Source organism: Acinetobacter johnsonii (assembly GCF_048551975.1).
In the GTDB taxonomy this organism is placed as follows: domain Bacteria; phylum Pseudomonadota; class Gammaproteobacteria; order Pseudomonadales; family Moraxellaceae; genus Acinetobacter; species Acinetobacter johnsonii_A.
In genome coordinates, this window is sequence record NZ_JBIMCF010000040.1 from 1 (window position 1) to 10,308 (window position 10,308).

Consider the following 10,308-nt stretch of genomic DNA (forward strand, 5'->3'; position numbering starts at 1 on the left):
AATAAATTCGAGATCCTCATTACATTCTATGATTTGAGCTATATATTTCACTTTAATTAAGATTTTCTAAAATTAACATAATACACCTTATACGAAATGCGTTATAATTATCTATAGAAATCAATGCTGTAGTTTCTAGTTTATAGCCCAAACGTCCCTGTTCGGGCTTTTTTTATGATTTTTCACGTTCCACGCTTGTTATTTAATCAAATTTTCACGACTTTGTTCATATCAGTTAAACAATCGTGGTTAATCATAGGGTCTAAAAAAACGGCTCCAAAAGCCCCTTTTCTCCGGCTCCTGTTCAACGTGCTCCGGCACTGGAATCCGCTTATTTTCTGTTTCGACCGGAGTAGTCAATCCGTCATCTTTCTGGTCTGGTTCTAGTTTAGGATTCTCTGTCATTTCAGAATGAACAGGAGGAGCAACTTTGTGCTCTTCTACCTCTGTTTTTGGTTGTTCAAGCTGACCTTTAAACTCAATTCTATGAGTCAAATCCTCTATGTGTTGCATCAAAGCCTTTTCTCTGTGATTGGCTAAGTCCAATTGATTTTTGAGTAGAGAAATTTGATCTTTCAATACATTTTCAATCTCAGATTGAACACGTACTTGTACATCCTTCTGAACGTGTTCAGTACGTGTATTGGACTGAACACCGATAGGATTACCATAGACCCTGATAAGTTCGGATAAATCTATAAGCCCATCATGATCCCTTGATAATTCACCATTTTTTATAGCTTCATATATTGTTGTTCGTGATTTTTTAAAAGCTTTACTTGCGTCCATGACGCTGAATTTTGTTGTGTTCAATGTAATCCCTCAGTGCATGTACAAGGATATTTAGATGAACATCCTACCTGAACATGAAGTTTATTTTGTACTAAATCCTACTTTTTTAAGATGTGGCAGAAGCTCTTCAAACTTCTCTTTATCTTTTAGCATTTCAGCAATTCGAACTGCAAATTGTGGGTAGCTTTCTGTACCTTGAGAGTATTTATTCATGTCTGGAAGTTCAGAAAGTTTATTAGCAAAACGGTGACGTTGTGCATCGGTCATTTTTGAGAAAAGTTCAAGTGAAGTTGAACTTTTAGAGGTGATCACTTTCTTTTGCTTAAATGTGAAAGAGAATCCTGAAATGTTACGGCCTTTTTTATGTTGCTCACATTTAACGTTAATGTCTGTGTGCTCATTAACTTGGGCAATAGCTAGATTTAACACTCGATCCTTGAAGTTTCCCATTCTAGTGTATTCATCATCGAGAACACCTATCTTCTGCCTGAACTCTGCTAGTTCAATAACAGGTGTTTGGCCAGTACTACGCCAAGCAATCAATAATTCGTATAAACGTACAGCGTAAGCACTACTAAGATCACTAATCTGCTGTAGCTCATATTTTGTGAATTGTTCTTCTAAACGTGTAATAAGAGGCACGATTGCAGGTGCAAATATTAATTTTACTGTTGCTTCATCATCAATGTATCTAATTTCACTGACCCAGCGACTTAGGACATTCTCAATATTTCCTCTTTTATTTACTTCTTGATAGCTAAATTGACGTGCGAATAAGTCTTTACACGCATCTTTGAGGGCTTGATAAGCTGTTTGTCGTGCAACATTAAACTGGTTTACATAACTCTCTGCATGAACCTCTAATGGGTCATTTGCATTGATACCTCTGCCACTACCTCTTGCCTCGACAATGGCCAATAGGATTAAACGTTGTTCTACTAAATCCAAATTATAGCTAGCATTTATTAGAGCATTATCTTTAACAACTAAATCCCGCATTTTATTTATCTACATTATTATTTATGAATATAAGTCTATATTAATAATTATGTAGATTTATGCAAGGTAAACGTAGTTAAATCTACAAAAAATATTATGAAGTCTTATGGTAGGTAAACGTAGTCATATTGGTAGGTAAACGTAGTCATATTGGTAGGTAAACGTAGTCATATTGGTAGGTAAACGTAGTCATATAAGCTCTACATGCCTTTAAAATAAAGGTGTTCAGCTAGTCTAAAAGCATTTAAAAACTTTAAAATTATTAAAAGCCCTGGCAAAGAAAAATTGCCCTTGGTTTTCGCTACGCTCAAACTCTATTGAATCTCGCTTTCGCTCGATTCGTGGGGCAATTTTTTAGATCATCCTGTTGTGACTTTGAGAAAAAGCAAAGGCAAGAGCAAAAGAAACTCGGAATTCGCTTCGCTCATAAAGCTTTTTTACTCGCTACGCTCGATCTAGGCACAATTTTCTGCATGTGATTTACGCTCATTTAGACTTCACAGCCTAAAAAGCTGTTTTTCAGAGAGTCGAGATGCGAATTTTGTTGCTTCGCTCGTAGACACTCACTCTATTCATCCCGATTAGAATAAAAATAGTCTCTATTTGGCGCTCATTTGCGTTTTTTGACCTGATTACTCATTTCAATAGTCGATTCTATGTCTTATGTAAAAATGTGGCTGAAATCGCATGTGAGAGCGTTTTAACTTAGGTTTTATTTTTGACCTGTAGGCTAGAGTTTTCGCTTATAGATTTTTCTCTTAAAAATACAATAGTCAGGATCTCTTTTGGCCAAGCACTATCTTTACTGTCAGTTAAGTCAATTAAATGGATTGGGAGCCGGTACATACCGGCAATTTTTGGTTCACACACCACGCATCTAAAGATAAAGGCTCCAAAGCCTTATCCTATAAGGGATACAGCGATTTTTCATCTATCTGGAAAGCGTTTACGCTTTTAGCATGATTTTTATTATTTTTCATAGGTTTAGCTGTAAACACGTTTTGTTGCAAATAAAGTGCAATATTTACTTACAAAACAATAGGATAGCTTGTAATCACCTTTGTTTACGCTTTTATATAAATTTCTCTTTTTATATTAGATATTTAACCTGTAATCATTAAAACTTAACACAGTGTTTACTTATATTTGATAGTTACTTTTTAGAAATTAGGTGCTTAGATTGAAAACAAATTGTAGGAGTTTTTCATGAACAGTACTCGAACCGTTGCCGTCAGATTAGACAATCAAGTCGCACAAGAATATGAGCGTTTGGCTCAGTTGAAGGGCGATAAACTCGGAACTTATTTACGGGATTTACTGACCAGTAATTTACAAATGGCCAGTATTGAACGGCAGGTCAGTCGGATTGAAACATTGGTGAATGATTTTGAAAAGCAAATTAATTATTCCCTAGATAAGTTTACTGAAGCCAATTATTTAAATGAAAAATTCTTTGAAGACTTTGGACATATGTACATGTTTCAAATGGGGATGTTGATGCATCTAAGAGTAGATCGAGAAGACATCCGAGGAATGCAAATAAAGGGAAATGCATATGCCCAAAAGAACTATTTTGCGGGGAAAAAGCCGTGAGCAATATTATTCAACTTTCTAAACCGTGTGCTTTCTGTGATTCAATGGAAAACGTACAGCTTTTTGCAGGGCTGATGCTTTGTGGGAATTGTCAGGAAAATATCCGGATTACTAATCCTGGCATGTTTGAGGCCAATGATCAGATTGAACAAAAAGCCCAGGATTAACCTGGGCTGCGTATAAGAGATTTTATGTTAAATCATTTGAGGATAGCCTAATCAAATTTTGATATATAGGAAATACTATGAGGAATGTTCAGAAAGTTTTCATGTTAGAGAAGAGAAATTAAGGTTAAAATAATAAAGTTTTGATACTTAAGAGAAAACAATGTTAGAAAAGCAACTAAAAGCTGAAATAACCAAAAAAGTTCAATCTTTTTGGAACGACAAGCAATCTCCTTTATTAGTTAGTCAATTAGGCGGTGAATATCCTAAAGAAGAAGTTAGGAAAGCTACTAAAGGTTTATCACTAGTAAAATGGATTAAAGAAAATCAAGGAGAATTAAAGCTGAAAATAGTAGTTCATCCATCTCAAGATCAAAAAATTGGATTAATACCTAGCAATGAAAACTACAGTTATGATGACAGTTTAGACTCAGAGAAGGTATCTACAACTGATAAAGAGTTAACATTAGCATTTTTAGATTTATTAAAAAGTAGATGTAGTCAACAAGAATTAGATCAAATTCAGATTCCAACAAAAATATTAGTAAGGTTGTTATCTTAAGGTCTGTCATGTTTTTAATTGTTAATATTCTTAATACAGATTTTCACATTAACTTTATTAAAAGTAATGAGGATCATATTTTTAAAAGTGATATAACTAAAAAGCTTTCTAATAATACGCAAATATCATATTTTACTGAAAATGATTTAGGAAAAGCTCTTAATTTTATTTCTTCAAATATTAATGTTATTGAAAGACTTCTTGTAGTAAAGGATAAAAGGCTAGATGTTGATTTTGAATTATATAAAATTGGTTTTGTGGGTGAAATAGACTACAAAGAGGCTCCTTTATCAAAGCACTATTTAGCTGAACAGGTTACTAAAATATTAAAAAATTTTAGATATATGAATGGCTTATTCTCTAGTGGTGATGACATTGAATTATTGAGACTACCATTCTTAAATTTTAACTCGGATTTTCTAGGTAGTTTACCCAATATAATTAGAGATAAATCCTCTAAAGATGAATTTCAAGAAGAGTTTAATGCATGTTTATCTTCGATAAGAAAAATTCATAGAAAGCCGAAGAGACGCTCTGGAAATAAAAGGAAATTCTTCCTTGATAATGCTAATAAGTATTTTGACTTAGGTGATGAACGTCATGCACATCATGAAACTGGGCATCCACATGATAATTATTGCAATCTAAAAGCACATTTAAGATTCGGTTTTAAACTAGATGCTAGACAACACTTTAATGTTAGCTATGATTCGGATAATACTGCATTAATAAATGGCAGCTATTTAAATTGTCATGAGGAAAATATAATTTTTAGAAAAAGAATTCATTTAAATATTTTTACTAATGATTTTATTACATAAAATAATGGGAGCCAAAAGGCTCCCATTATCATGATATCTTATGATTTATTTATAAAATACTAAAATATATCTTATAAAAAAAATCATATCTAAGTAAAAAATATTAGTGATTGATTAATATAACTAAGGTTCGCCCCTAATGACCGTCTTGCAATCTGACCAAAGTTATCGCTGCAATCTTTAAATTGAGGTAACCCTCCCCAGATCGACTTGCAATACATTCTGAACTCAGCGCTGTAGATCTACTATCATTACTAATATTTAAGATAATTTTATATAAATAAATATATAAAATTGAGATAATTTTTTATACACATAAGTGTATTTATGCTTAATATGATACGTTTTTTTCATAAAAAAAGCTACTTTTGCATAAAAATTATTACTTTTTTTAACTTTAATTTTTCTAAAATTAACATAATACACCTTATCCGAAATGCTTAGATATTTTCATTATCTTTCAATGTTATAGTCAATACTTAATAGCCCGAAACGTCATGCTCGGGCTTTTTTTATGATTCTTCACGTTCCACGACTAATATTTCATCAATGTTTCACAACTTTGATTAGCTCCAGTAAATAATTAAAACCTAGATAATAAGAACCGAGCGAGTGTCTACGAGCGATTGAGCATCATCAAAATTTCGACCTCGCTTTTTCTCTGATTACAAGCTCCCTTTCGATTTTAAACGGTAGTTACAGAGCATCCCGAATGGGTGCGAACTTTGGAGCTTTTGCTTTTCAAAAAGTATGAGCGAAGGGAATACATTACCAATGCTTTTGCTTTTAGATTTCATAAACAGGATTAACCAAAAACTGCCCCATGAAGCGAGGAACGAGCTTCAATAGAGTACGAGCTTTAGCGAGTACATAGGGCAGTTTTAAGCACTCCCCTCTTTTTAATATTTTTTAATTTTTTAATTTTTAGCCTCTACAATTAATTGATATATAAGAATAAAAATAGCAATAAGTACACCTTTATCTTGCAATAAGTACACCTTTATCTTGCAATAAGTACACCTTTATCTTGCAATAAGTACACCTTTATCTTGCAAAGTGACACTCAATAAAATAGAGTGTACTTATATATTTAAAAAACATGTGTGCTTATGAAAAAGGAACTAGTCGTTAAAGATAATGCACTAATAAATGCCAGTTATAATTTAGACCTATCAGAACAACGTTTAATACTGTTAGCCATACTTGAAGCTAGGCAATCAAATACACCCAATGATAAAGATTTGACGATTCATGCTGAAAGCTATATCAACCATTTCAATGTTCATAGAAATACAGCCTATAAAGTTCTTAAAGATGCTTGCAAAAGCCTATTTGATCGTAGATTTAGCTATCAAAAGCTGACTCAAAAGGGCAACATTGAGAATGTAATAAGTCGATGGGTACAACGAATATCTTATGTAGAAAATGAAGCTCTTGTTCGTATTAAGTTTTCTGATGATGTTGTACCGTTGATTACAAATTTAGAAAAACACTTCACCAGTTATGAACTAGAGCAAGTCAGCAGTTTAACTAGTGTTTACGCTATACGCTTGTATGAGTTGCTTATCGCATGGCGTAGTACAGGCAAAGTGACTATGGTAGAGCTAGAAGAGCTAAGATTAAAATTAGGCATAGAACCCAACGAATACAAGAGAATGGGGCAATTTAAAGAAAAAGTTTTACACCTTGCCATTGATCAAATTAATGAGTACACAGATATAAAAGCAGAGTATGAACAACACAAACGTGGTCGTTCAATTATTGGTTTTTCATTTAAGTTTAAGCAAAAATCACAGCCGAAAAAATTAGATTCTAAGCGTGACCCAAACACACCTGACTTTTTTGTCAAAATGACCGATGCACAACGCCATTTATTTGCCAATAAAATGTCAGAAATGCCTGAAATGGGGAAATATTCACAAGGTACAGAAAGCTACCAACAATTTGCTATCCGTATAGCAGATATGCTTTTAGAGCCTGAAAAATTCAGAGAGCTTTATCCAATATTAGAAAAATCAGGATTTCAGCCATGATTAAATTAAACAACCTATCAACTGATCTAAAACATGTGACCGTTGAATACCTCGACATCGTAAATTATGAAATTGCGAGGGAAAATATATGCGGTTATATCTTCCTATTATCTCGAATATCCAAAAATGCAGAACCCACCAAAAAAATGCAGATGGAAAGCAAAATACAGGACTTAATTTACTATCGAGATAATTTGCAGATAGAGGACAAAGACAATATTCAAAAGGTTTTAAATACGCTCATTCCCGAGTATCAAGCCGAACAGAACAACCAAACAGCTAAGAAAAATTAGGCTTCAATATCGGGCAAATCAAAAAGCTGTCTATCTCTATTTTCTGTTAAATATTCGTTGAGTTCAGCGAGTATTTTTTCTTTATTGGCTTCATTAGATTGCATCTTTTTAATTAAGTAAGAACCGAGCAAAATTTTACGTCTTGTATCGTCCTTTCTTTCTTGTTCCTTTTGCTTGGTTTTTTCTCTTGCATCAATAGCCTGTTTTTGAGCTTTTAACTGTTTCAACTTTTCTAATTGGGCTTCAATTTTCTTTTCGATATTTTCAGCAGATTTTGTCATAACGGTTAATTTCGGGATATAGAAAACCACTCAAGCATAAAACCCTATGAATTGAAATTCAAGCGGGCTATATGCTATCGTGTTTTTCATGAAATGCGCACTTACGACTTGAACAAAGTTCAAGTCAAAGTTGCGCAAGGGGACACCCCTTAACCCCAAAAAACTGCTACGCAATTTTTTAAAAGCAAAAGCACCCCAAGGCGACTGCATGGCAATTTATCATTGTTCCACTAAAACGGTGAACCGAAGTTCGGGGCGAACTGCGGTTGCATCATCTGCATATCGTGCAGGGGAAAAACTAGAAGATGAACGCACAGGACTGACCCATGACTTTACGAGAAAAGACGGTGTCGCCCATTCTGAAATTCTGTCTAATTTAGATATTGAAATTGACCGTGGTGAACTTTGGAACTTGGCAGAAAAAACCGAAAACCGTAAAGATGCCCGAACCGCTAGAGAATGGGTCATTGCCCTACCTGATGAATTAGACGCTGATCAACGTAAGGACTTGGCAAAAGACTTTGCCAGGTCCTTAGTTGATCGCTATGGAGTGATCGCAGATTTAGCCATCCATGAACCCAGCAAAGGCGGTAATGATAAGAATCATCACGCCCATATCATGCTTACCACCCGAAAAGCCGAATTGGACACGGACAATAAACTCACCCTGACCACCAAAACCGATATTGAACTCAGCAACGCCAAACGAAAAAGCCTTGGTATGGGTACAACCCAAGACGAAATTAAACAGATTCGGGAAACGTGGGCAAATTTAGCCAATCACGCATTAGAACGAGCAGGCTACCGAGAAAAAATAGATCACCGCAGCTATGCCGATCAGAATAACGGACTACAAGCCACCATCCATGAAGGCACTAAAGTCACCCAATTACGCAGACAAGGCATAGACACTGAAATCAGCCGTTTTAATGACAATGTGAAACAGCAGAACGCCCAACAGCTTGACCAACAGAAACAGCAGAAAGAGAGCGTTTTACAGCGTGGTTTAAACCGTGTCGATCAAGGTTTTGATCAATGGCAGAAGAACCAAGAAACCAAACGTCTAGAACTGGAACGCCAAGCGGAAATGAAACGACAGCAAGAATTAGATAAACAACGAGCCGAGCAAGCACTCCGCAAGGCATATCAAAAACTAAGTAGAGGCGGAATGTCATTATGAGTAATCAAAATGATTTAGATGACCAGTTATATATTTTATTGGCATCCATGAAGGAATATCGAGAAGCCATAGCAGACGATAAGAAGCGATTAGAGCAGTTTTACAACCAAGTCGCTAGTGGAGTGCTAGACAAGGCTGAAAAATCGCTAGAAAACACAAATAAGAAGCATACAGGTGCATTAAACAACAGTATTCAGGCATTAAACGAAGCTACAAACAGGCTCAACTTAAAACTTATCTTTATTTTTGCCAGCACGTTTGTTGCTGTGATGATGGTGTTCATTTTGGCTATCTTTTTATACATACCAAGCAAAGACGAAATTGATGAACGTAGAGCAGATATGGCTGTACTAAAAAAATATCCGCTACAAATTCGAGAAAGTGATGGTGAAACATTGGTGAGAATAATGAGGAAAAATTGCTACTCGTTTGAACCGAGTAGTGTCAAAGAAAAAACGTATGACTGGTGTCAGATCGACCCTAAAAAATACTAGTTGATCGGTACTTTGCTTGGTTTTTCTCATTACAAATCAAATTACAGCAAGCGCAAAGTTGCCCGACTTTGAAACATGGCTTTAGCCATCTTTCAAAGCATCGAGCTGAAATTTCGCATAAGAGATTTTATGTTAAATAAGATGGAACTTAGACAAAATTTTATTAATAGTTATGCATTCTGCACAGTTAGTTTTAGACCTAAAGCATTTACTACACGATTAATCGTATCAAAACGAGGTGCTGAATCTTGACGGAGTGCTTTGTAAAGTGCTTCACGTCCAATTCCTGCTTCTTTAGCGATTTGAGTCATACCACGAGCTTTAGCAATTACACCAAGTGCATGAGCTAGTTCAGCAGGGTCATTCTCTTCAAGAACCATATTAAGATACATTACAATATCTTCTTCACTCTTAAGTGCTTCTGCCATGTCAAAGCTAGGTAGATCAGCTATTTTAACCATTTTTCAATCCTCTAAAGATTTTGATAAATCAACAGCTCGTTCTATATCCTTTTGCTGTGTAGATTTATCACCACCTCCAAGCATCACAATGATTACATCACCATGTTTGATGTAATACATGCGCCAACCTGGTCCGAAGAACTCTCGCATTTCCCAAACACCTTCTTGAAGATGCTTTACATCGCCCCAATTACCACGCTGAACCTTATCTAATCTTCGATTCAGTTTAAGACGGGTCATACTGTCTTTAATGCTATCTAGCCATTCATCAAATTCAGGGAGACGTTTAATCTCGGTCATGAAAGTTCCTCTTTATTGTATTCGATCGAATACACAACATTATAATGAATATATTTTATGAGTAAATGAAATAATAAGAATATATTTTATCAATTGATTATTTAATAACCTATGTTCTTGGCAAAAGGTATCAAACCTGCTCATAAAAAAGCCGACTTGTTTCTAAGTCGGCTTTTTACTGTTTTTGAAGTCAGTCAAAATTTTATAACTATATGAAAAACAATAATATTTTAAATTGCGTTTCGTATAAGCTCTATTATGTTAAATAAACTCAATTACTGTCATCAAAAGTGGCATTAATTCTGTCTACAGTCCATTTTACTGTAGTGTTATCT

General features: G+C 34.7%; 13 protein-coding genes. 8 read left to right on the top strand and 5 right to left on the bottom strand.

The genetic code is table 11. The features are described from left to right. Positions 1 to 249 precede the first annotated feature (249 nt). Together ACG9ZB_RS15890 and repM (ACG9ZB_RS15895) are read right to left on the bottom strand one after the other, a co-directional pair. The gene (locus tag ACG9ZB_RS15890) at positions 250 to 789 is read right to left on the bottom strand and encodes a plasmid replication DNA-binding protein (RefSeq protein WP_032016346.1); all 540 of its coding nucleotides are present in this window, start codon (positions 787 to 789) and stop codon (positions 250 to 252) included. Positions 790 to 873: 84 nt separating this feature from the next. Next, complete coding sequence (gene repM, locus ACG9ZB_RS15895; protein WP_106986761.1) at positions 874 to 1,791, bottom strand: replication initiation protein RepM; 918 nt, start codon at positions 1,789 to 1,791, stop codon at positions 874 to 876. A gap of 1,206 nt (positions 1,792 to 2,997) precedes the next feature. Here repM (ACG9ZB_RS15895) and ACG9ZB_RS15900 point away from each other — a divergent pair. The 6 genes from ACG9ZB_RS15900 to ACG9ZB_RS15925 all read left to right on the top strand — a co-directional run bounded on the left by ACG9ZB_RS15900 (position 2,998) and on the right by ACG9ZB_RS15925 (position 7,257). Beyond that, positions 2,998 to 3,384, top strand: coding sequence for a hypothetical protein (locus ACG9ZB_RS15900; protein ID WP_104158057.1), 387 nt, complete (start codon positions 2,998 to 3,000; stop codon positions 3,382 to 3,384). Beyond that, positions 3,381 to 3,551, top strand: a complete 171-nt coding sequence (locus ACG9ZB_RS15905; protein ID WP_171301051.1) for a hypothetical protein — start codon at positions 3,381 to 3,383, stop codon at positions 3,549 to 3,551. Before ACG9ZB_RS15900 ends, ACG9ZB_RS15905 begins: the two co-directional genes overlap by 4 nt. A gap of 160 nt (positions 3,552 to 3,711) precedes the next feature. Continuing rightward, positions 3,712 to 4,110, top strand: a complete 399-nt coding sequence (locus ACG9ZB_RS15910; RefSeq protein WP_419326721.1) for a hypothetical protein — start codon at positions 3,712 to 3,714, stop codon at positions 4,108 to 4,110. An 8-nt stretch (positions 4,111 to 4,118) separates the two neighbouring features. Beyond that, positions 4,119 to 4,931, top strand: coding sequence for a hypothetical protein (locus tag ACG9ZB_RS15915; RefSeq protein WP_419326722.1), 813 nt, complete (start codon positions 4,119 to 4,121; stop codon positions 4,929 to 4,931). Between the two features lie 1,109 nt (positions 4,932 to 6,040). Next, positions 6,041 to 6,964 carry a replication initiation protein RepM gene (gene repM / locus ACG9ZB_RS15920; protein ID WP_004856439.1) on the top strand — a complete coding sequence of 308 codons (924 nt, stop codon included), beginning with the start codon at positions 6,041 to 6,043 and terminating at the stop codon, positions 6,962 to 6,964. Continuing rightward, on the top strand, positions 6,961 to 7,257 hold the full coding sequence (locus tag ACG9ZB_RS15925) for a hypothetical protein (protein ID WP_004856442.1): 297 nt from the start codon (positions 6,961 to 6,963) through the stop codon (positions 7,255 to 7,257). The genes repM (ACG9ZB_RS15920) and ACG9ZB_RS15925 overlap by 4 nt, the downstream gene beginning before the upstream one ends. Here ACG9ZB_RS15925 and ACG9ZB_RS15930 read toward each other — a convergent pair. Beyond that, positions 7,254 to 7,538, bottom strand: coding sequence for a hypothetical protein (locus tag ACG9ZB_RS15930; RefSeq protein WP_004856445.1), 285 nt, complete (start codon positions 7,536 to 7,538; stop codon positions 7,254 to 7,256). The two genes, ACG9ZB_RS15925 and ACG9ZB_RS15930, sit on opposite strands and share 4 nt — an antisense overlap. A gap of 208 nt (positions 7,539 to 7,746) precedes the next feature. Between ACG9ZB_RS15930 and mobQ the strand changes: the two genes are divergently transcribed. Further along, positions 7,747 to 8,718: a MobQ family relaxase gene (gene mobQ, locus ACG9ZB_RS15935; protein WP_004856449.1), complete on the top strand. Its 972-nt coding sequence runs from the start codon at positions 7,747 to 7,749 to the stop codon at positions 8,716 to 8,718. After that, the gene (locus ACG9ZB_RS15940; protein WP_004856450.1) at positions 8,715 to 9,212 is read left to right on the top strand and encodes a hypothetical protein; all 498 of its coding nucleotides are present in this window, start codon (positions 8,715 to 8,717) and stop codon (positions 9,210 to 9,212) included. Before mobQ ends, ACG9ZB_RS15940 begins: the two co-directional genes overlap by 4 nt. 170 nt (positions 9,213 to 9,382) lie before the next feature. Here the strand turns inward: ACG9ZB_RS15940 and ACG9ZB_RS15945 are convergent, their stop codons facing one another. Continuing rightward, complete coding sequence (locus tag ACG9ZB_RS15945) at positions 9,383 to 9,673, bottom strand: addiction module antidote protein (RefSeq protein ID WP_004787581.1); 291 nt, start codon at positions 9,671 to 9,673, stop codon at positions 9,383 to 9,385. Positions 9,674 to 9,676: 3 nt separating this feature from the next. Continuing rightward, on the bottom strand, positions 9,677 to 9,973 hold the full coding sequence (locus ACG9ZB_RS15950; protein WP_004787583.1) for a type II toxin-antitoxin system RelE/ParE family toxin: 297 nt from the start codon (positions 9,971 to 9,973) through the stop codon (positions 9,677 to 9,679). Between the last annotated feature and the right edge of the window lie 335 nt (positions 9,974 to 10,308).

Coding starts and splice junctions, on each gene's coding strand:
- repM (WP_004856439.1), top strand. CDS start 6,041: ATGAAAAAGGAACTAGTCGTTAAAGATAATGCACTAATAAATGCCAGT.
- ACG9ZB_RS15945 (WP_004787581.1), bottom strand. CDS start 9,673: ATGGTTAAAATAGCTGATCTACCTAGCTTTGACATGGCAGAAGCACTT.
- repM (WP_106986761.1), bottom strand. CDS start 1,791: ATGCGGGATTTAGTTGTTAAAGATAATGCTCTAATAAATGCTAGCTAT.
- ACG9ZB_RS15890 (WP_032016346.1), bottom strand. CDS start 789: ATGGACGCAAGTAAAGCTTTTAAAAAATCACGAACAACAATATATGAA.
- ACG9ZB_RS15940 (WP_004856450.1), top strand. CDS start 8,715: ATGAGTAATCAAAATGATTTAGATGACCAGTTATATATTTTATTGGCA.
- ACG9ZB_RS15915 (WP_419326722.1), top strand. CDS start 4,119: ATGTTTTTAATTGTTAATATTCTTAATACAGATTTTCACATTAACTTT.
- ACG9ZB_RS15930 (WP_004856445.1), bottom strand. CDS start 7,538: ATGACAAAATCTGCTGAAAATATCGAAAAGAAAATTGAAGCCCAATTA.
- ACG9ZB_RS15925 (WP_004856442.1), top strand. CDS start 6,961: ATGATTAAATTAAACAACCTATCAACTGATCTAAAACATGTGACCGTT.
- mobQ (WP_004856449.1), top strand. CDS start 7,747: ATGGCAATTTATCATTGTTCCACTAAAACGGTGAACCGAAGTTCGGGG.
- ACG9ZB_RS15950 (WP_004787583.1), bottom strand. CDS start 9,973: ATGACCGAGATTAAACGTCTCCCTGAATTTGATGAATGGCTAGATAGC.
- ACG9ZB_RS15900 (WP_104158057.1), top strand. CDS start 2,998: ATGAACAGTACTCGAACCGTTGCCGTCAGATTAGACAATCAAGTCGCA.
- ACG9ZB_RS15910 (WP_419326721.1), top strand. CDS start 3,712: ATGTTAGAAAAGCAACTAAAAGCTGAAATAACCAAAAAAGTTCAATCT.